We start from the raw sequence: 19,942 nt of genomic DNA, 5'->3' as shown, positions 1-19,942 counted from the left end.
TCACCCATGTGTCCGAGCGTCGTGGCATAATCGAACACGTGTTCGAACTTGATTCCGGCGCGGAGCTGATCGACAGGATCAGTGCTGCGGCGCGGGCGGAGTCGACGGCGATCGCGGGCCGGCTGTCGGCGATCGGGGAGCTGGACACGTTGCGGGAACGGGAGTTGGCCGAGACGATCTTTTGGACCACCGATCCGTTCGAAGCGGTGGCTGCGGAGGTGTCAGCGGCGTTGAACATCAGTCGGGGCCGGGCCGGCACCCAGATCCACCATGCCCGGGTGCTGCGCGACAAGTTGCCGTTGGTGGCCGCCCGGTTCGCTGTCGGGGATATCGACCACCGGGTGGTGCGGATGATCATCGCCCGCACCGGCATCGTGGACCCGGCGGTGTGGGCGGGGTTGGATGAAGAACTGGCCACCCGCGCCCACAAATGGATGCGGCTCTCGGAACGGCAGCTGCGGGATCGGGTGGATCAATGGATCGCCAAACTCGACCCGAACGGGGTGCGGGTCCCGCCCAATGTGGATGAGGAGCGGTTCGTTCAGATCGAACCGAGCAGCCCGGGTATGGCCTCGGTGTGGGCCAATGTCCACGCTGCCGACGGTGTGGCGCTGAGTCAGCGTCTGGATGCGGTGGCCGACACGGTGTGTGAGCACGATCCGCGGACCCGTGAGCAGCGCCGCGCTGATGCGGTCGGGCCGGTGGCTCGGTTGGAATCGCAGTTGCCGTGCCTGTGTGGTCGTGAGGATTGCCCGGCCACACAGAAGCGGGCCGCGGCCGATGCTGCGTTGGTCCATGTGCTGGCAGGCCAAGCCACCGTGGACGGCACCTCCGATGATCCGGGGTATCTGGCCGGCCATGGCATCTTGCCCGCCGAGTCAGTACGCGACCTGGCCGCCACCGCCAAGATCAAACCCGTGCGCATGCCCACCGAGCCTGGCGAGCCCAGCGATCCGACCGAGCCCGCTGAGCCAGAGAACTCTGAGCCGCAGTACCGGCCGTCTGTGGCGTTGAGTGAGTTCATTCGGTGGCGGGATTTGACGTGTCGGTTCCCGGGCTGTGACGCCCCCGCCGAACGTTGCGATATCGACCACACCGCACCCTGGCCTGCAGGCCCGACGCATCCGTCGAACACCAAATTGTATTGCCGGGCACACCATTTGGTGAAAACGTTCTGTCCCGGTTGGACGGATCGCCAATTACCCGATGGCACCGTGGTTTTCACCGCGCCGACCGGGCACACCCACATCACCGAACCCCACGGCGCCGGCATGTTCCCGACGCTGGGCCAATCCACCGGGGACTTGAAGCTCCCCGAACCGCAAGCCCCGCATCCCGACCGCGCCGCGATGATGCCCAAACGCACACGGACCCGGGAACAAGACCGCCAGGACCGCATCGCCGAGGAACGGCGCCTCCGCGCCGAAATCAACAACGACCTAGACGTCGAACGCCAATACCAAGCCTGGCTCAACACCGACGCCGAACCCCCACCCTTCTGAGCGGCAGGGCGTCAGCCCAACCAGGAACCGATGCGGCGCAACGCCTCTTCGATATCGGTGGTCGGGCCGGCGAAGGACAGCCGCACATAGGAGCCGCCCCGCACGGTGTCGAAGTCGATGCCGGGTGCGATGGCGACGCCGGTGTCGGCCAACAGCTTTGAGCACCAGGCCAGAGAGTCGTCGGTGTAATCGCTGACATCGGCGTACACGTAGAAGGCGCCGTCGGTCGGGGCCAGCCGATCGATGCCGATACCGCGCAACCCGTCGAGCAGCAGCCTGCGGTTGTCGCCGTAGTGCGAGAGCAGGCCGTCGGCCTCGGCCAGCGACTCCGACGTGAACGCGGCCACCGCGGCATGCTGTGCCAGCGCAGGCGGGCAGATGGTGAAGTTGCCGGTGAGCCGGTCCACCGCGCGCTGCAGTTGTCCCGGCACCAGCAGCCAGCCCAGTCGCCAGCCGGTCATCGCGAAGTACTTGGAGAAGCTGTTGACCACCACGGCATTCCGCGAGGTCTCCCACGCGCAGCTGGTCTCGGGGGCGCCGGGATAGACCAGGCCGTGGTAGACCTCGTCGCTGATCAACCGAACACCAGTCTGGTCACACCAGCGAGCGATCGCGGCCAATTCGGCGGGCGGGATGACGGTGCCGGTCGGGTTGGCCGGGCTGGCCACGATCACGCCGGCCACCGGGGGATCGAGCGCCTCGAGCATGGCGACGGTCGGCTGGAACCGGGTCTCGGGGCCGCACGGGATATCGACCACTTCGCAGCCCAGCGCGGTCAGGATGTTGCGGTAGCAGGGGTAGCCCGGGCTGGCGATCGCGACCCGATCGCCGGCGTCGAAACAGGCCAGGAAGGTCAGCAGGAATCCGCCCGAGGATCCGGTGGTGAGCACCACCTCGTCAACGCTCACCTCGACGTCGTATTTGCGGTACGACGCGGCGATCTCGGCGCGTAATTCGGGGAGACCCAGCGCGACGGTGTAACCGAGCGAGCCCTGGTTCAGCGCGGCGACGGCGGCGTCGCGCACCGCCGTCGGCGCCCCGGCACTGGGCTGTCCGGCAGACAAGTTGACCAGGTCGCCGTGCGTGCGTTGCCGTTCATCGGCGGCCAGCCACACGTCCATCACGTGGAACGGCGGGATCCCTGCTCTGAGCGAGACGTCCATCCCAGCCAGGCTAGAACACCTTCTGGGAATACTGTCTGGCCGGCTGCCGGCGGCGTGCACAATCAGCGGATGGCACAGGTTGTGGTGGGTGTCGGGCCGGTCAGCGCCGACGATGTTGTGCAGGTGGCCCGGGCCGACGCCCCGGTGGTCATCGCCGACGACGCACTCGAGGCCATCGCAGCAAGCCGGGCCCGGATCGAAGCCCTCGCTGGCGATCCATCTCCGGCATACGGCATCTCGACGGGGTTCGGAGCTCTGGCCACCCGTCACATTCCCCACGAGCTCCGGACCAAACTGCAACGCGGTCTTATTCGTTCGCATGCCGCAGGGTCGGGACCCGAGGTGGAACGCGAGGTCGTCCGGGCGATGATGCTGCTGAGACTGTCGACGCTGGCCACCGGTCGCACCGGGGTGCGCACCGAAGTCGCGCAGTTGTACGCAGGGTTGCTCTGCGCGGGTCTGACTCCGGTGGTGCACGAATACGGCAGCCTGGGCTGTTCCGGTGATCTCGCTCCGCTCGCCCACGTCGCGCTCACGATCATCGGGGAAGGTGCCGTGCGCACCGGCGACGGCGCCCTGGTACCGGCCGCGGAAGCTCTCCGAGCAACTGGACTCACACCGGTCGACCTCGCCGAGAAGGAGGGGCTTGCCCTCATCAACGGCACCGACGGCATGCTCGGGCACCTGGTGCTCGCCCTGTCCGATCTCGACCGCCTGCTGGTGCTCGCCGACATCGCGGCGGCGATGAGCGTGGAAGGGCTGCTCGGCACCGACCGGGTTTTCGCGGCGCATCTGCAAGCCCTGCGTCCCCAGCCGGGCCAGGGGATCGCCGCGGCGAATATGACCCGAATCCTGGCCGGGTCACCGATCGTGGCCAGCCACAGTGGACCGGAATGCCCCCTGGTCCAGGACGCGTACTCGCTGCGGTGTGCCCCGCAGGTCGCCGGCGCGGCCCGCGACACCGTGGCGCACGCCCGTACCGTCGCGACCTGGGAACTGGCCAGCACCATCGACAATCCGGTCGTCACCGACCTCGGCACCGTCGAATCGAACGGAAACTTCCATGGCGCGCCCGTCGCCTATGTGCTGGACTTCCTGGCCATCGTCGTCGCGGATGTCGCGAGTATCAGCGAGCGTCGCACCGACCGCTTCCTCGACGCAGCCCGCAACCATGGCCTCCACCCGTTCCTCGCCGACGACCCCGGCGTCGACAGCGGCCACATGATCGCACAATACACCCAGGCTGCGATCGTGTCGGAGCTCAAGCGCCTGGCCAACCCGGCCAGCGTCGACTCGATCCCGTCCTCGGCGATGCAGGAAGACCACGTGTCGATGGGCTGGTCGGCGGCCCGTAAGCTGCGCCGGGCGATAGACGGGCTGACGCGGGTGCTGGCCATCGAAGTCCTCACCGCGGCAAGGGGAATCGACATGCGGGCACCGCTGGTGCCGGCCCCGGCGACTGGGGCGGTCATCGCGGCAGTTCGCGAGCGGGTCGAGGGGCCCGGACCGGACCGGTTCCTCGCACCCGACATCGAGGCGGTCGTCGGGCTCGCGCGTGACGGATCATTGGTCGGCGCCGCCGAGTCGGTTACCGGGCGTCTCGGCTGAGGTCATCGGTGCCGGGTACCAGCCGGCCGATGTCGTCGAGGAGCAACTGGGCCGCCGCGAGGTCGCCGCGGAGGTCGCGATCCTCGTCGTTCCAGGGCAGGTCCGCGGACAGCGCCATGGCTTCCCCGGCCACACCGGTGAAGCGGTCGTGAAGGCCCCGTTGGCGCAGTAGCCGTACTGCGCCAACCAGTTCGCAGCACAGCAGCACCCGGTAGGCGGCCACTGACCGTTCGAGTTGCAATGCGCTCTGGGAGGCGAAGGTGGCGTCCTCCTCCATGCCTCTCGACAGCACCAATGTCCCGACAGATGCCGGTTGAGCCGCGGCGCGGATCTCGGCGATCGCGCCAGCGGCGACGTACTCGACCATCATCAGTCCGGATGATCCGTCTTCGCTGACCGCGAGAAAAGCATTGCGGCCGTTGGTTTCCGGATCGTTGAGCATCCTGATCCGCGAATGCGTGATGGGCGCGGTCAACGCCATCGCCAGGGTGGCCCCGTCGAGTTCGAGTGACAACGACGCCTGGTAGAAGGCGCCGTGATGGATCACCTGATCGCCCTCGATGTCGAACAGCGGGTTCTCCTGCGCGGTGTTCAATGTCCGCTCCAGTTGCCCTACAAGGGAACCCAGCGATGCGACGGTGCTCGCCTGCGCTACCGGGTATACCCGTAGGCCGTACGGGTCCTGGATGCGTGCGGGGGTGTGGTCGGGCTGTCCGGCGCCCGCGAAAAGGGACCGCAATCGGGTGGCGACGGCCTCCACTTGTGGGGCGGCGGCCGCCCGGGCGGCCGCCGCCGAGAACGCCGACGGATTGCCGTTGAGCGCAAGGAAACTGAGCAGGTAGATGACGCTCGAAGCGCGTTCGAGCCGGGCCAGCTCGGACACCGCGAGGCAGCTGCGACCGACGGTCAGTGCGCTGCTGCTCATGAACGGCAGTGCGCTGTCCGCCCCCCAGGGTGGCATCGCAGCCAACGGCCCAGTGGCGCGCCGCTCGCCGATCAAGGTCAGCGCGGTACCCGCGAGCGCCGCGAGGTCGCCGGTGCCGATCGACGCGTAGTGCAGGAGTTCGGGCAGGGCATCGGTGTTGAGCATGCGTTCCAGGCCGGTCAGGATTTCCGGATCCAGCCCCGCCCCGGGGATGCACAGTTGCACGAGTCGGACCGCGAGCATCGCCCGTACCGTGCGCGGATCGAGTGGGTCACCTGCGTCGGTGGCGTGGCTGCGCAGTAGGCGCATCCCATAGTCGTGGTCGCCGGGAAGCACCGGCGTGCTGCGGTTGGCGCCGACTCCGGTGGTTCGTCCGTAGGTGGCGAAACGGCTGCTGAGGTCGTCTGCCTGCTCGTATGCCCGGCTGACGGCTGCGAACACCTCGGGTGAGATCGCGACCTGTTCGCGCCGGTCGGCAAGCGCCACCACGTCAGCAATCGTGCCCATCCCGTTCAGCACAATCATGTAATTCTCCTCAATCCCTACCGCTGGCGCGTGGCAGAACCTATCATCGCCGAATACGGATAATTCCGCTAGATGGAAATGAAATTCCGTCTAGTAGCAATCGTAGGCCGGGTGAGGGGAGGTTGAGGTGGCAGAAGCGTCCACCAGGACCGTGGAGCGCGCATTGGCCCTGCTCGCGACCATCTGCGAGCGTGGCAGCGCGAATCTTGCTGACAGCGCGAGAGATTGCGACCTTGCGCCGAGCACGGCGCTACGGCTCCTGCGCACGCTGGAAGCCACCGGTTTTGTCGCCAAGGACGAAGTCGGCACCTACCGACCCGGCAGTCGAATCATCCAACTCGGTGCGCAGGCCCTGTCCAGCGAGTCTCTGGTCGACCTCGCCAGGCCGGCGATGGAGAAGTTGGTTGCCCAGACGGGTGAATCCGTCTACCTCTCCGTCGATGGCCACGCCGCCACTGCGCTCTACATCAGCATCGTCGAGGGAACCCATTCCGTCCGGCACGCCAATTGGGTCGGTCGCGCCATTCCCCTCGATATCTCGGCCGCAGGTCATGCGCTGCGCGGCGTAGTGAACACCGATGGATACGTCGTCATCGAACGCGGGGTCGAGGCGGACGTGACTGCCATCGCCTCCCCGCTGTACTCGGAGGCGCGCATCGTCGCTGCGCTGAGCATTGTCGTCCCGAGTTACCGACTCACCGGATCGGATGCTGCTCGGTATGGCGGACTGCTGGTCTCGGCGGCGGCGGAGGTATCCGCCCAGCTGAGCCGTCTCCGGAAATCTGGCCCCGACGAAAGCTCGGAAGAAAGACAGCCATGATCACATTCGACAACGTCTCCAAGGTCTATCCGGACGGCACAGTCGCCGTCGACAACCTGACGATCACCGCACCGAACGGAAAGATCACCACTCTGGTGGGTCCATCGGGATGCGGAAAGACCACCTCGATGCGAATGATCAACCGGCTCATCGAACCCAGTTCGGGCACGATCGAGCTCGACGGGGTCGATACGCAGACCCTGGACCGGGTCGCCCTGCGCCGGCGGATCGGCTACGTCATTCAGAACGCGGGCCTGTTTCCGCACCGGACCGTGGTCGACAACGTGGCGGCGCTGCCCCGCCTGCTCGGCGGAGGCAAGAAGGAAACCCGGGCCAAGGCGATGGACCTTCTGGAGCGAGTCGGCCTCGATGCCAAATTCGCGCGGCGGTATCCGTGGCAGCTGTCCGGCGGCCAGCAGCAGCGCGTGGGGGTGGCCCGCGCACTGGCGACCGATCCGCCTTTCCTGCTCATGGACGAGCCTTTCAGCGCTGTCGACCCGATCGTCCGCAGCCAGTTGCAGGACGAGTTCCTGCGCCTACAGGCCGACATCTCCAAGACCATCGTCATGGTCACCCACGACATCGATGAAGCGCTCAAGCTGGGGGATCAGGTCGTGGTGCTGCGCCAGGGCGGAACCCTGGCCCAGGCTGCGTCGCCGGCCGAATTGCTGGCCGCCCCGCAGGATTCCTTCGTCGCCGACTTCGTCGGCTCGGCCCGCGGCTACCAAGCCCTCGGGTTCCATCACATCGACGGCGAGCTCGCGCTCAGCGAAGAGCCGACAGTCACCGTGGGGCAGCCGGTTTCGTCGATACCAGCGGTCGACGGACGGTGGGTGCTGGCGATCGGGGACGGCCGCGCTCCACGTGGCTGGGTCGACACCTCGAACCTGTCCGGCGACACCGTCGCGGAGCGCGATGTCAACCTCTGCGGCACGACCGCCCGACACGGCGATCCACTGCGCGAGCTGCTCAACTCCGCGCTGTCGAGCCCGAGCGGACGCGCCGTCGTCATCGACGACTCGGGTGCCCTGTTGGGCACCGTGACCGACCAGAACCTCATTGCGGCGATCCGGCGCGCGAAGGAGGGGCGGTCATGAACTGGATCTCGTCCAATCTGGACCGCATTGTGAGCCTCACCGTCAGCCACACCTGGCTGACGGTGCTGCCCACGGTGATCGGATTGCTGCTGGCACTGCCGCTGGGTTGGTGGGCGCACCGGTCGCGGCGGGGGTATGCGGCCATTGTCGGCACCGCGGGCCTGCTCTACACCGTCCCGTCGCTGGCCCTCTTCATCCTGCTGCCGGTGCTGCTCGGCACCAAGATCCTGGATCCGATCAACATCGTGGTGGCGCTTACCCTTTACACCCTGGCGTTGCTGGTGCGGGTTGTCGCTGACGGGTTGAGCTCGGTGCCGCACGACACTGTGGCGGCCGCCGAGGCCATGGGCTACCGGGGCTGGCAGCGGCTGCTCTTGGTGGAACTACCGGTCGCCGTGCCGGTGATTGCCGCCGGACTGCGGGTCGCGGTGGTGTCCAACGTCAGCATCGTGACCATGGCTGCCCTGCTGGGTATTCCGCAACTCGGGTCGCTGTTCACCCAGGGCTTCCAGCTGCGGCTCTTCGTTCCACTCGTCACCGGCGTGGTGATGTGCGTCGTGCTGGCGGTGATCCTGGACGGCTTGATCATCGTGCTCAACAAGGTGCTCACCCCCTGGCGGCAGCGGACGGTGACCTCATGAACATCTTCGGTTGGTTCACCGACCCGGCGCACTGGACCGGTTCGGGCGGTATCCCCATGCAGGTCGGTTACCACCTGCTGTATTCGGCGATCGCCTTGCTGGGCGCGCTGGCGATCGGCGTCCCGCTCGGAATCCTGATCGGCTACACCGGGCGGGGTGAGACCCTGGTCGCCGGCCTCGCCAACGCTCTGCGGGCGCTTCCGAGTCTGGGCCTTCTGGTGCTGCTGTTCCTGATCTTCGCCCCCGTCGTCGCGGGCAAGCTCGTCTACATCCTGCCGACCATCGTGGTGCTGGTGCTGCTGGCGGTGCCGCCGATCCTTACCGGCACCTACGCCGGAATCCAGAACGCGGATCCCGATGCGGTGGGTGCGGCCCGGGGCATGGGATTCACGAAACGTCAGATTCTGCTACGGGTTCAGCTCCCCTGTGCCTTGCCGCTGCTGATCTCCGGGATCCGCAGTTCGACACTGCAGATCGTCTCCACCGCGACCATCGCGGCCTACCTGGGTCTGCAGGGCCTGGGCCGATTCATCCTCGACGGCCGGGCGCAGGCGAACTTCAGCGAAATGGCCGGCGGCGCAATCCTCGTCGCCCTCCTGGCCATCGTCTTGGAACTCGGCTTCGCCTGGCTGGGCCGATTGATCGTGTCGCCCGGCCTGCGCCGGGTGGCCGCCAAAACCAACCCGCTCGAAACCGCCGTCCCGATGGAGCCCGTGAGATGATCAGACGCAAATTGTTGTCCGCCCTGACCGCCACGGTTGCCGCAACACTGACGCTGTCTGCCTGCGGCCTCAACAGCGATCCGCTGTCCTCCGACGGTTCCGGCGGCTCGGAAGGATCCGGGGTCATCATCGGATCCGCCGACTTCACCGAGAGTCAGCTGATCGCCAGCATCTATTCACAGGCGTTGCAGGCCAAGGGAATCAGCGTCAAAGAACAGTTCAACATCGGCAGCCGCGAGGTGTACCTGGCGGCCTTGAAGGACGGCTCGATCGACCTGGTTCCGGAGTACTCCGGCGCGCTGCTCAGTCATCTGGATCCGAAGTCGACCGCCTCCTCCACCGAGGCGGTGATCACCGGCCTGGTCAGCAACATGACGCCGGGAATCACCTTGCTGGCTCCATCGGGCGCCCAGGACAAGGACGTCGTCGCGGTCACCAAGGCCACCGCGGAAAAGTACAACCTGCACAAGATCTCCGACCTCGCGCCGGTCGCCGGTGAACTGGTGCTTGGTGGGCCGCCGGAGTGGAAGTCCCGGGTTCAGGGTGTGGTCGGCTTGCGTGACGTGTACGGGCTGAACTTCAAGGAGTTCGTCAGCCTGGACGCCGGCGGCACCCTGACGATGACGGCGCTGACCAACGGCCAGATCCAGGCTGGCGACCTGTTCAGCACCGATCCGGGGCTCAAGGCCAACAACCTTGTCGCCCTTGAGGATGACAAGGATCTGTTCGCGGCCGAGAACGTGATCCCACTGGTCAAATCGGCCAAGCAGACCGAAACCCTCACCAAGGCACTCAACGCCGTGTCGGCGAAGCTGACCACCGACGACCTGATCGACATGAACGCCGAGGCCGCGACCGGAACCAACCTCTCCGACATCGCCAAGAAATGGCTCGCCGACGCGGGCCTGAGCGGTAACTGAGCACTACACGAAAAGGAACCACCCCATGACCGTGACATCCGGGCCCCGCCCCGTCCGCTCTGCCCGTGGCAGCGAAATCTCCTGCAAGGGTTGGCAACAGGAAGCCGCCCTGCGCATGCTGATGAACAACCTCGACCCCGAGGTCGCCGAGCATCCCGAAGATCTGGTCGTGTACGGCGGCACCGGCAGGGCCGCGCGGAGCTGGGAAGCCTTCGATGCGATCGTCGCGACCCTGCAGTCCCTCGAGGACGACGAGACCATGCTCATCCAGTCCGGCAAGCCGGTCGGCGTGTTCCGTACCAACGTGTGGTCACCGCGCGTACTGCTGGCGAACTCGAACCTCGTGGGCGACTGGGCCACGTGGGAGCAGTTCCGCAAGCTCGAGGCCGAGGGCCTGATGATGTACGGCCAGATGACCGCCGGCTCCTGGATCTACATCGGCACGCAGGGCATCCTGCAGGGCACCTTCGAAACCTTCGGTGCGGTGGCGCGCAAGAAGTTCGGCGGAACGCTGGCCGGCACCATCACCCTGACCGCGGGGATGGGTGGCATGGGCGGGGCGCAACCGCTGGCCGTCACCATGAACGACGGTGTGGCGATCTGCGTCGACTGCGACGAGAGCCGCATCGACCGGCGGATCGCACACCACTATCTGGACACCAAGGCCGCCGACATCGACGAGGCTCTGAAGATGGCGGTCGAGGCGCGAGACGCCAAGCGGCCGTTGTCGATCGGTTTGGTGGGCAACGCCGCCGAGGTGTTCCCCGAACTATTGCGGCGCGAGGCGCCGATCGACATCGTCACCGATCAGACCTCGGCGCACGATCCGCTGGCCTATCTTCCGCTGCACATCGACTTCGAGGACATGAAGAAGATGTCCGAGAAGGATCCGGTCTATTTCACCGAGCAGGCCGAGCTGTCCATGGCCAAACACGTCGAAGCCATGGTCGGTTTCATGGACCGCGGAGCCGAGGTCTTCGACTACGGCAACTCGATCCGTGACGAGGCCCGCAAGGCCGGATACGACCGGGCTTTCGCTTTCCCAGGGTTCGTCCCTGCCTACATCCGGCCGCAGTTCGAGGAGGGACTCGGCCCGTTCCGGTGGGCGGCACTTTCGGGTGATCCCAAGGACATCGCCGCCACCGACCGGGCGATCCTGGAGCTCTTCCCCGACAACACGCATCTGCGCCGCTGGATCACGATGGCCGGGGAGAAGGTCAAGTTCGAGGGCCTGCCGGCCCGCATCTGTTGGCTCGGCTACGGCGAACGACACAAGGCGGGGTTGAAGTTCAACGAGATGGTCGCTTCCGGTGAGCTGTCGGCGCCGATCGTGATCGGCCGCGACCACCTGGATTCCGGGTCGGTCGCCTCGCCCTACCGCGAAACCGAGTCGATGCTCGACGGATCCGATGCGATCGCCGACTGGCCGCTGCTCAACGCGATGGTCAATGTCGCCTCGGGAGCCTCCTGGGTGTCGATCCACCACGGCGGCGGTGTGGGGATGGGGCGCTCGATCCACGCGGGTCAGGTCTGTGTCGCCGACGGCACCGAGTTGGCCGCGCAGAAGCTTGAGCGGGTGCTGACCAACGACCCGGGTATGGGCGTCATCCGGCACGTGGACGCCGGCTACGAGCATGCCGCCTCTGTCGCCCGCGAGCGTGGCGTCCGGATCCCGATGTGGGAGAACGCATGACCGCCTTCGACTCGCTGTGGCCGACGATCCTCGATGTCGGACGCAATTCCGGCACCGGTGGTTACCGCCGGTTCGCGTGGTCCGACGCCGACATGACGCTGAGGGAGTGGTTCGTCGGGGAGGCCGACCGCCGCGGCATGGGCGTCGAAGTCGACCGCAACGGCAACATGTGGGCGTGGTGGATGCCGCGGGGATGGTCCGGCGATCCGCGCGACGCCTTCGTGACGGGTTCGCATCTGGACTCGGTGCCCGACGGTGGTGCGTTCGACGGACCACTCGGTGTGGTGTCCGCGTTTGCGGCGGTCGACATCCTGCGTGAGCGTGGTGTGGTGCCCACCATTCCGGTCGGGGTGGCGGCGTTCTCCGACGAGGAAGGGGCACGCTTCGGCGTGGCATGTGTCGGATCGCAACTGTCGACCGGCGCCCTGAGTCCGGAGCGCGCCAGAGGACTGCGGGACAACGACGGAATCACGTTGGCCGAGGCCCTCACCCGTGTCGGCCGCAATCCGGAACATCTCGGTGCCGACCCAAGCCTGGCCGAACGGGTCGGGGTATTCGTCGAACTGCACGTGGAACAGGGCCGGGCGATGGACCTGGTGGACGCGCCCGTCGCGGTGGCGTCGTCGATCTGGCCGCACGGGCGGTGGGAATTCACGTTCGCCGGTGAGGCCAACCACGCGGGTGCGACGCGGCTGATCGACCGCCGCGACCCCATGCTCGCGTTCGCATCCTCGGTGCACTCCGCGCGGGCCGAGGCGGCCCAGCACGGTGCGGTGGCCACCTTCGGCAAGGTGATCGTCTCCCCGAACGGGGCCAACGCGATCCCGTCGCAGATCCGCGCGTGGCTGGACGCCCGAGCACCCGATGAGGCCACCCTGACCGCGCTGGTCGAGCGGATCACCGCGGAGGCGCACCACCACGCCGCCACCGATTCGATCGATCTCGAGGTGTTCGCCGAATCCGTCACGCCGATCGTCGAATTCCCGGAGGGACCGCGGGCCAGGCTGCTGAAGGCCCTCGCCCATCTGGGGGAGGTACCCGTGTTGCCGACGGCGGCGGGTCACGACGCCGGCATCCTGTCCGAACAGGTGCCAACCGCGATGTTGTTCGTGCGCAACCCAACCGGTGTCTCGCACTCACCTGCCGAGTTCGCCGAACCGGGCGACTGCAATCAGGGCGCGGTCGCCCTCGCCGATGTCATGGCGGACTGGGTGACCGCGTGACGACAGCCGTGGCCGATTGGTGGTGCGAACACGCCTGGCTGGGCGGCGACACCGTCGAATCCGGGGTACTGATCTCGGTCGCGGAGGGGAAGGTCGCGTCGATACGGACCGACATGTCACCCGTTGGAACGGCGAATCGGCTGCGGGGCCTGGTCATACCGGGCCTGGGCAACGCGCATTCGCATGCATTCCACCGCGCGCTGCGGGGACGCACGCAGCGCGACCGTGGTTCGTTCTGGACGTGGCGGGATCTGATGTACCGGGCCGCTGACCGACTCGATCCGGACACCTACCGGGCACTGGCCCGGGCCGTGTACGCCGAGATGACGCTGGCCGGGATCACCTCTGTCGGGGAATTCCACTACCTGCACCACGACGTGGGCGGGCGGCCGTACTCCGACCCGAATGCGATGGGGCACGCGCTGATTGCGGGCGCTGCAGAGGCGGGACTGCGCCTGACGCTGCTCGACACCTGCTATCTCAGTTCGGCTCCGGACGGGGCGCCGCTGAACGAGGGACCCCAGCAGCGCTTCGGTGACGGCAGCGGAGCGGCCTGGGCGGAGCGAGTCGAGACTTTGCGTCGGGAAACGCAGGCATCCCCCGGACTGCTTGTGGGCGCCGCACTGCATTCGGTGCGCGGAGTCCCGGTCGAACACATGCCCGCGGTCGTCGAGTGGGCTGACGCCAACCAGGCGCCGCTGCATGTGCACTCGTCGGAACAGCGGGCCGAGATCGACCAGTGCATCGCTGTGCACCGCCGAACACCCACGGCTGTCCTCAAGGACGCAGGGGTGCTGGGATCCCGGACCACGGCGGTCCACGCCACCCATTTGACCGATCGGGATCTCGCCGACCTGGACGAGACGGCGACGGGTGTGTGTTTCTGCCCAACGACCGAACGGGACCTCGGCGACGGAATCGGCCCCGCGCCGGCGCTTCTCGACCTGAAGGGATTGTTCAGTCTGGGATCGGACAGTCACGCGGTCATCGACCTGTTCGAGGAGGCCAGGGCCGTCGAACTCGACGAGCGGTTGGCCCGGCAGAAACGTGGAATCATCGCGGCGGCAAAGCTGTTGGAGGCGGCGACGATCGGCGGGCAGCATGCACTCGGATGGACCGACGCGGGAGAGTTCCGGGTCGGGGCACGCGCGGATCTCGTCGCGGTGGACCTCGGCTCGGTGCGTACCGCGGGCAGCGGTGCGTCGGTCGAGGCGCTGGTGTTCGCGGCCGCCGCGGGCGATGTCACCGATGTGGTCATCGACGGTCGGGTCGTGGTCTCCGACCGCAGGCACGTAACTGTCGACGCCGCTGCCGAACTCGCCGCGACGATCTCCGATCTGATGGGCGGGTCATGAGCACCGTGTACACCGGTATCGCCGAACTGGTGACCAATGATCCGGCGTTCGGCGACGGCAGCGCACTGGGCGTCATCGCCGATGCGGCCGTGGTCGTCGAGGGGGAATCCATCGCGTGGGCCGGTCGACGCGCCGATGCACCGGATGCCGACGCCCGCGTGGACTGCGGCGGGGTCAGCGTCATTCCAGGCTTCGTCGACAGTCATGCCCATCTGGTGTTCGCGGGCGAACGCTCCGCGGAGTTCGCCGCGAGGATGAGCGGGAAACCTTATGCAGCAGGCGGGATCGCGACGACGGTCGCCGCCACGCGCGCCGCCGACGATGCCACCTTGACCGCTGGGGTCAGCCGCCTGGCCCGCGAACTGCGTACGGCGGGCGTGACCACCTTCGAAACGAAGAGCGGGTATGGCCTCACTGTGGCCGACGAAGCCCGTTGCCTGGCCGTCGCCCGCGAATTCACCGGCGAAACTACCTTTCTCGGTGCGCATGTGGTGCCGGCTGAGTACCGGGACGACCGCGAGGGCTACATCGCTCTGGTCGCCGGCCCGATGCTCGACGCCTGCGCTCCGGCCGCCCGTTGGGTCGATGTGTTCTGCGACCGGGGGGCTTTCGACGTCGACGAGTCCCGGGTCATTCTGCGCGCCGGCATCGAGGCTGGTCTGCTACCCCGCGTACATGCCGGTCAACTCGGTCCCAGTGGCGGAATCCAGATGGCGATCGAGCTCGACGCCGCGTCAGTAGATCACTGCACCTATGCCACCGATGCCGACATCGAAGCGTTGGCCGCGGGGGCAACGGTCGCGACCTTGCTGCCCGGCGCGGAGTTCTCGACGCGGGCGCAATGGCCCGATGCCCGCAGGATGTTCGACGCCGGTGTCACGGTGGCGATCGCGACCGACTGCAACCCGGGCAGTTCCTTCACCACGAGCATGCCGTTCTGTATCGCCGTGGCGGTCAGGGATATGAACTTCACCCCGGCGGAGGCGCTGTGGTCGGCGACAGCCGGCGGTGCGGCCGCGTTACGGCGCACCGATGTCGGCATGCTGTCACCCGGCAAGCGGGCGGACTTCATCTGCCTCGACGCGCCGTCGTACGTCCACTTGGCCTACCGGCCCGGCGTGCCGCTGGTGCGAGACGTCGTGGTCGGCGGCCAGATCGCCTAGAACACTTCGGCTTCGAGGCGCCGCAGATGCTGACGTGGGGGCCCGAGCAGCTGTGCACTGCCGTGCGCCCGCTTGAAGTACAGCTGGATGTCGCTCTCCCAGGTGATGGCGATGCCGCCATGCAGCTGGATGGCTTCGGCCGTTACGGCGGACAGCGCCTCGCTGGCGAAGTAGCGGGCCAGGGAGGCCGTGGTGGGTGACGGGGCGGCGATGGCGTCGTTGACGACGGCGCGGGCCGAAGACACCTTGACGTACAGGTCGGCCATCCGGTGCTTGAGCGCCTGGAAGCTGCCGATGGCGCGGCCGAACTGCACCCGGTCCTTGGTGTAGGCGACGGTGAGATCGAGGCATCGCGTCGCGGCACCGATCTGTTCGGCGGCCATCAGCAGGGCGGCGGTGTCGGCCAGGCCGGGATCGGCGCCGAGGACGACGGTGTCACCGGGGATCACCGCGGACAGCCTGCGGGTCAGATCCATGGTGGATTTGGGGGTCGCGGTGAACGTGGTCCAGCGCGTCAGGTTCTCCCCGTCGGCGGCGATGACGACATCGGCCACGTCACCGTTGATGACGTAGTCGGGGTCGAAGGCGACGGTGCCGATGGAGGCGCCTTCGGCGAGGCCTTCGAGCGGCTCGTGATCTTCGACGGCCAGCAGCGCGAGTTCGGCCAGGGTGGTGCCGAGCAGCGGGGTGGGCACCAGGGCCTTGCCGAGCTCTTCGAGAACCACTGCGGCATCGGCGAGTTCGCCGCCGGCTCCGCCTAGTTCCTCGGGGACCACCAGGGCGGCCGCACCGACCTGCTCGCACAGCAGGCTCCACAGCTTCCCGTCGTAGCCGCGCTCGGACTCCATGGCTGTGCGCACGGCCTCCGGCGAGGCGTGCTTGTCGACCAGGGCGGCGACGGTTTCGCGCAGCATTTGCCGTTCTTCACTCACGAGAGGACCTCCAGCAGTCGACGACGATGCGTAGTGGGATCGCCCCAGGCGCTGCGCAACGCCTGCACACGCAGCAGAGACAGGGACAGGTCGTGTTCCTGGGTGAACCCGATGGCGCCGTGGGTCTGCAGCGCCGACCGGGCGGCCAGCAGCGCGGCGTCGGCAGCCGCGACCTTGGCGGCGCTGATGTCACGTGCGGTGTCGGGCGATCCCTCCGCCAGTGACAGCGCCGCGCCGTAGACCAGCGGCCGGGCCATTTCGACAGCGATGAGCACATCGGCGAGCTTGTGCTTGATGGCCTGGTACGAGCCGATGATCCGGCCGAACTGGGTGCGCTGCTTGGCGTATTCGACGGACTGATCCAGCATGGCCTGGCCGGCGCCGACCAGCTGGGCGGCGGTCGCCAGGACACCGAACTCATAGGCCCGCGCGGTGTCCGCGGCCTGGGTATCACCGGTTGCGGTGACGTCGAACAGCTTTCGGGCCGGGTCGATGGAATCGTGTGCGGCGCCGACCGTGACGGCGCCGACCTGCCCGTCGGCGGCGAGCAGGGTCAGTCCGGCGACGTCGGCGTTGACGGCGCGCGGCACCTGCGGAGGCATGGCGACGGTGGCGATCAGCTCACCGGAGGCCAAAGCAGTGGAGCGCTCGCCCCATTCATCTAGGCCGGCGAGCAGGATCGGTGCGACGGCGATGGATTCGGTCACCGGACCGGGCACCGCCCAGTAGCCCAGCCGCTCCAGCGCGACGACGAGGTCGACGGGGCTGGCTTCGATGCCGTCGTACTTCTCGGGTACCAGCAGCGCGGTCACTCCGAGGTCGGTCAGCTGTGCCCACACCTTGCGGCCGGGCGCGGTGTCGCCGTCGCCCCAGGCGCGCACGGCAGCCGGAACATCGGCGGCCCCCAGTGCGGCGTCGATGCTGGCCGCGAAGTCCCGCTGCTGTTCGTCGATTTCGAAATTCACTTTGGCTCCCGGGGCAGGCCAAGAAGGCGCTCGGCAATGATGTTGCGCTGGATCTCGTTGGTGCCGGCGTAGATCGGGCCGCCCAACGCGAACAGCAGGCCTTCGGTCCAGTGGTCGACGAGCTCGGCGTCCGGACCCTGCATGTCGAGTGCGGTCTGATGCAGGGCGACATCCAGATCGGACCAGAACACCTTGGTCACCGAGGACTCGGCGCCCAGCTCACCACCGTTGGCCAGCCGGGTCACGGTGCCGAAGGTGTGCAGCCGGTAGGCCTGGGCCTTGATCCAGGCATCGGCCACCCGGTCGGTGAACGCCGGATCGGGATTGCTCTTCCACTGTGCGACAAGCCGTTCAGCAGGTGCCATGAAGCGTGCCGGGCTACGCAGCGACATGCCGCGCTCGTTGCTCGACGTACTCATCGCCGCGCGCCAGCCCTCGTGCACGCCGCCGATCACGTCGTGGTCCGGCACGAACACGTCGTCGAGGAAGATCTCGCCGAACCCGGTGTCGCCACCGAGCTGGGCGATCGGGCGCACGGTGATGCCGGGAGCCTTGAGGTCGAACATGAAGTAGGTCAGACCCTTGTGGCGCTGTGCCTCCGGGTCGGAGCGGAACAGACCGAACCCGCGCTCACCGAAGGGCGCGCGGGAGCTCCAGATCTTCTGCCCGTTGAGTTTCCAGCCGCCGTCGACCTTGGTGGCCGTCGAGCGCAGCGAGGCCAGATCGCTACCTGACTCGGGCTCGGACCAGGCCTGGGCCCAGATCTCCTCGCCGCTGGCCATTTTCGGCAGCACCCGCTGGAGCTGTTCCTCGGTGCCGTGGGCGAACAGCGTCGGCGCCAGCATCGCGGTGCCGTTGGCGCTGGCCCGGCCGGGGGCGCCGGCGTGGAAGTACTCCTCCTCGAACACCACCCACTGCAGCAGGGTGGCGTCGCGGCCGCCGTACTCCTTGGGCCAGGCGATCACCGACAGTCCGGCGTCGAAGAGCACCTTGTCCCAGCGGCGGTGCTGTTCGAAACCCTCAAGGGTGTCGTACGACTTCGTCGGGAACGAGTCCCGATTGGCCGTCAGGAAGTCGCGGACCTCGGCCCGGAAGGCCTCGGTCTCGTCGTCGAATGTCAGGTCCATTGCACCCCTTCTCGGGTCCCTCTGCTGCGCAGCACCGGTTTGATCACCTTGCCGCCCGGATTTCGCGGCAGCACATCCAGAAACTCAACTGATCGCGGCGCCTTGAAGTTGGCCAGATGCTCACGGGCGTAAGCGATCACGGCGGCCTGGTCGAGTGTGACGCCGGGCTTGAGCACCACAAAGGCCTTGCCGACCTCGCCGAGTCGCTCGTCGGGAACGCCGATCACCGCTGTCTCGGACACGCCGTCCAACCGGGCCAACACCTGCTCGATCTCGGCCGGGTACACGTTGAACCCGCCGCTGATGTACATGTCCTTGAGGCGATCGGTGATCGTCAGGTTGCCACGCGCGTCGAGCGTTCCGATGTCGCCGGTGTGCAGCCAGCCCTCGGCGTCGATGGTCGCTGCGGTGGCCTCGGGGTCATCGAGGTAGCCGAGCATGACGTTGGGCCCGCGCAGCAGCACTTCACCCGAATCATCCAGGCGCAGTTCGAAATCGGCGATCGGCCGGCCACAGGTGGTGGCCACGGTGACGGCGTCGTCGTCGGCGCTGCACATGGTGCCGAATCCGGCTGCCTCGGTCAGGCCGTAGGCGGTCAGCACGATGTCGATGTCGAGTTCGGACTGCATCCGCTCGATCAGCACCACCGGCACCACGGCCGCGCCGGTCACCGAGAAACGCAGCGAGGACAGGTCGTAGTCGGCGCGGTTGGGATGGTCCAGCAGGGTCTGGAAGATGGTCGGCGGGCCGGGCAGGACGGTGATGCGCTGCTCGGCAATGGTTTTCAGGACCTGTTCGGGTTTGAACGTGAGCACCGGGTACAGCGTCGCGCCGGTCTGCAGGCAGGGCAGGATGCCCGCCTTGTAGCCGAAGTTGTGGAAGAACGGGTTGATGGCGAGGTAGCGGTCGGCGCTGGTGACCTGGCCGCACTCGGCCCAGGCTGCAGACCCGTCGAGCGACTGGCGGTGCGCGCACAGCACGCCCTTGCTGCGCCCGGTGGTGCCGGAGGTGAACAGGATGTCGGAGACGTCGTCGGGCTGCACTGCCGCGGCGCGTGCGTCGACCCGTTCCAAGGCCTCTGATCCAGATCCGCGGGCGACGAACTCGTCCCAGGTCCCGTCCTGTTTATCGATGGGCACCCGCACGATGTGGCGCAGCGCCGGGAGCGCGTCACGGTCCAGTTCGGCGGAGCGGTCCGAGCCCAGGAACTCGCCCGCCGCGATCAGCAGCGGGGCCTCGGTGCGGGCCAGGATGTCGGTGGCCTCGCTGGCGGTGTAGCGGGTGTTCAGCGGCACCATCTGTGCGCCGGCGTAATGCGTGGCCAGGCAGGCCACCACCCAGTGCCAGGTGTTGGGCGACCAGATCGCCACCCGATCGCCGGGTGCGACACCGAGGTCGATCATCGCCGCGGCGGCTTGGCGTACGTGCGCGCGCAGTTCCGAATAGGTGAGCCGCTGATCATCACTGACCAGGGCGTCGTGGTCCGAATACTGCACGGCAACCCGGTCCAGCACCGCTGGAACGGTGCGGCGATCGCTCGTCATCGATGCTCCCTTAACAA

17 protein-coding genes are annotated in these 19,942 nt (G+C 67.5%); 11 read left to right on the top strand and 6 right to left on the bottom strand.

Annotated elements, in window-relative coordinates; genetic code table 11:
* Positions 1-38 precede the first annotated feature (38 nt).
* Entirely contained in the window at positions 39-1,502 is a 1,464-nt protein-coding gene (locus tag AB0I14_RS21335) for an HNH endonuclease signature motif containing protein (protein ID WP_358025684.1), read from the top strand.
* A gap of 11 nt (positions 1,503-1,513) precedes the next feature.
* On the opposite strand, the gene AB0I14_RS21330 is transcribed toward AB0I14_RS21335, so the two are convergent.
* Positions 1,514-2,665, bottom strand: coding sequence for a pyridoxal phosphate-dependent aminotransferase (locus AB0I14_RS21330; RefSeq protein ID WP_358025682.1), 1,152 nt, complete (start codon positions 2,663-2,665; stop codon positions 1,514-1,516).
* Between the two features lie 69 nt (positions 2,666-2,734).
* Here AB0I14_RS21330 and hutH point away from each other — a divergent pair, with 69 nt between their 5' ends.
* Complete coding sequence (gene hutH, locus AB0I14_RS21325) at positions 2,735-4,273, top strand: histidine ammonia-lyase (protein WP_358025680.1); 1,539 nt, start codon at positions 2,735-2,737, stop codon at positions 4,271-4,273.
* Here hutH and AB0I14_RS21320 read toward each other — a convergent pair.
* Positions 4,254-5,723, bottom strand: coding sequence for an aromatic amino acid lyase (locus tag AB0I14_RS21320; protein ID WP_358025678.1), 1,470 nt, complete (start codon positions 5,721-5,723; stop codon positions 4,254-4,256). The two genes, hutH and AB0I14_RS21320, sit on opposite strands and share 20 nt — an antisense overlap.
* A gap of 127 nt (positions 5,724-5,850) precedes the next feature.
* Here AB0I14_RS21320 and AB0I14_RS21315 point away from each other — a divergent pair, with 127 nt between their 5' ends.
* From AB0I14_RS21315 to hutI, 9 genes are read left to right on the top strand one after another with little or no spacing between them, the layout of a single operon-like run.
* Positions 5,851-6,543, top strand: a complete 693-nt coding sequence (locus AB0I14_RS21315) for a helix-turn-helix domain-containing protein (protein ID WP_358025676.1) — start codon at positions 5,851-5,853, stop codon at positions 6,541-6,543.
* Entirely contained in the window at positions 6,540-7,640 is a 1,101-nt protein-coding gene (locus AB0I14_RS21310; protein WP_358025674.1) for an ATP-binding cassette domain-containing protein, read from the top strand. The genes AB0I14_RS21315 and AB0I14_RS21310 overlap by 4 nt, the downstream gene beginning before the upstream one ends.
* Positions 7,637-8,281, top strand: coding sequence for an ABC transporter permease (locus tag AB0I14_RS21305; RefSeq protein WP_358025672.1), 645 nt, complete (start codon positions 7,637-7,639; stop codon positions 8,279-8,281). The genes AB0I14_RS21310 and AB0I14_RS21305 overlap by 4 nt, the downstream gene beginning before the upstream one ends.
* Entirely contained in the window at positions 8,278-9,003 is a 726-nt protein-coding gene (locus tag AB0I14_RS21300) for an ABC transporter permease (protein WP_358025670.1), read from the top strand. Before AB0I14_RS21305 ends, AB0I14_RS21300 begins: the two co-directional genes overlap by 4 nt.
* Positions 9,000-9,923 (top strand): ABC transporter substrate-binding protein, encoded by a 924-nt coding sequence (locus AB0I14_RS21295; protein ID WP_358025668.1) that lies wholly within the window; start codon positions 9,000-9,002, stop codon positions 9,921-9,923. Before AB0I14_RS21300 ends, AB0I14_RS21295 begins: the two co-directional genes overlap by 4 nt.
* A 25-nt stretch (positions 9,924-9,948) precedes the next feature.
* Positions 9,949-11,616 carry a urocanate hydratase gene (gene hutU / locus AB0I14_RS21290; protein ID WP_358025666.1) on the top strand — a complete coding sequence of 556 codons (1,668 nt, stop codon included), beginning with the start codon at positions 9,949-9,951 and terminating at the stop codon, positions 11,614-11,616.
* Entirely contained in the window at positions 11,613-12,839 is a 1,227-nt protein-coding gene (locus tag AB0I14_RS21285; protein ID WP_358025664.1) for an allantoate amidohydrolase, read from the top strand. Before hutU ends, AB0I14_RS21285 begins: the two co-directional genes overlap by 4 nt.
* Positions 12,836-14,194, top strand: a complete 1,359-nt coding sequence (locus tag AB0I14_RS21280; protein WP_358025662.1) for a formimidoylglutamate deiminase — start codon at positions 12,836-12,838, stop codon at positions 14,192-14,194. The genes AB0I14_RS21285 and AB0I14_RS21280 overlap by 4 nt, the downstream gene beginning before the upstream one ends.
* Positions 14,191-15,357, top strand: coding sequence for an imidazolonepropionase (gene hutI, locus AB0I14_RS21275; RefSeq protein ID WP_358025660.1), 1,167 nt, complete (start codon positions 14,191-14,193; stop codon positions 15,355-15,357). Before AB0I14_RS21280 ends, hutI begins: the two co-directional genes overlap by 4 nt.
* Here hutI and AB0I14_RS21270 read toward each other — a convergent pair.
* From AB0I14_RS21270 to fadD3, 4 genes are read right to left on the bottom strand one after another with little or no spacing between them, the layout of a single operon-like run.
* The gene (locus AB0I14_RS21270; protein WP_358025658.1) at positions 15,354-16,289 is read right to left on the bottom strand and encodes an acyl-CoA dehydrogenase family protein; all 936 of its coding nucleotides are present in this window, start codon (positions 16,287-16,289) and stop codon (positions 15,354-15,356) included. The genes hutI and AB0I14_RS21270 overlap by 4 nt on opposite strands.
* The gene (locus AB0I14_RS21265; RefSeq protein ID WP_358025656.1) at positions 16,286-17,254 is read right to left on the bottom strand and encodes an acyl-CoA dehydrogenase family protein; all 969 of its coding nucleotides are present in this window, start codon (positions 17,252-17,254) and stop codon (positions 16,286-16,288) included. The genes AB0I14_RS21270 and AB0I14_RS21265 overlap by 4 nt, the downstream gene beginning before the upstream one ends.
* A complete protein-coding gene (locus tag AB0I14_RS21260; RefSeq protein ID WP_358025654.1) occupies positions 17,251-18,381 on the bottom strand; it encodes an acyl-CoA dehydrogenase family protein in 1,131 nt (376 codons plus the stop codon). The genes AB0I14_RS21265 and AB0I14_RS21260 overlap by 4 nt, the downstream gene beginning before the upstream one ends.
* Complete coding sequence (gene fadD3 / locus AB0I14_RS21255) at positions 18,372-19,925, bottom strand: 3-((3aS,4S,7aS)-7a-methyl-1,5-dioxo-octahydro-1H-inden-4-yl)propanoate--CoA ligase FadD3 (RefSeq protein ID WP_358025652.1); 1,554 nt, start codon at positions 19,923-19,925, stop codon at positions 18,372-18,374. The genes AB0I14_RS21260 and fadD3 overlap by 10 nt, the downstream gene beginning before the upstream one ends.
* Between the last annotated feature and the right edge of the window lie 17 nt (positions 19,926-19,942).

The organism is Mycobacterium sp. NPDC050441 (assembly GCF_040655355.1).
Classification (GTDB): Bacteria; Actinomycetota; Actinomycetes; order Mycobacteriales; family Mycobacteriaceae; genus Mycobacterium.
The sequence above is the reverse complement of the archived record's forward strand: the minus strand, read 5'-3'. Positions and strand labels throughout refer to the sequence as shown.

What these genes read in the sequence shown, in the direction of transcription:
- AB0I14_RS21330 (WP_358025682.1), bottom strand. Translation starts at nt 2,665, where the DNA reads ATGGACGTCTCGCTCAGAGCAGGGATCCCGCCGTTCCACGTGATGGAC.
- hutH (WP_358025680.1), top strand. Translation starts at nt 2,735, where the DNA reads ATGGCACAGGTTGTGGTGGGTGTCGGGCCGGTCAGCGCCGACGATGTT.
- AB0I14_RS21320 (WP_358025678.1), bottom strand. Translation starts at nt 5,723, where the DNA reads ATGATTGTGCTGAACGGGATGGGCACGATTGCTGACGTGGTGGCGCTT.
- AB0I14_RS21310 (WP_358025674.1), top strand. Translation starts at nt 6,540, where the DNA reads ATGATCACATTCGACAACGTCTCCAAGGTCTATCCGGACGGCACAGTC.
- AB0I14_RS21305 (WP_358025672.1), top strand. Translation starts at nt 7,637, where the DNA reads ATGAACTGGATCTCGTCCAATCTGGACCGCATTGTGAGCCTCACCGTC.
- AB0I14_RS21300 (WP_358025670.1), top strand. Translation starts at nt 8,278, where the DNA reads ATGAACATCTTCGGTTGGTTCACCGACCCGGCGCACTGGACCGGTTCG.
- AB0I14_RS21295 (WP_358025668.1), top strand. Translation starts at nt 9,000, where the DNA reads ATGATCAGACGCAAATTGTTGTCCGCCCTGACCGCCACGGTTGCCGCA.
- hutU (WP_358025666.1), top strand. Translation starts at nt 9,949, where the DNA reads ATGACCGTGACATCCGGGCCCCGCCCCGTCCGCTCTGCCCGTGGCAGC.
- AB0I14_RS21285 (WP_358025664.1), top strand. Translation starts at nt 11,613, where the DNA reads ATGACCGCCTTCGACTCGCTGTGGCCGACGATCCTCGATGTCGGACGC.
- hutI (WP_358025660.1), top strand. Translation starts at nt 14,191, where the DNA reads ATGAGCACCGTGTACACCGGTATCGCCGAACTGGTGACCAATGATCCG.
- AB0I14_RS21260 (WP_358025654.1), bottom strand. Translation starts at nt 18,381, where the DNA reads ATGGACCTGACATTCGACGACGAGACCGAGGCCTTCCGGGCCGAGGTC.
- fadD3 (WP_358025652.1), bottom strand. Translation starts at nt 19,925, where the DNA reads ATGACGAGCGATCGCCGCACCGTTCCAGCGGTGCTGGACCGGGTTGCC.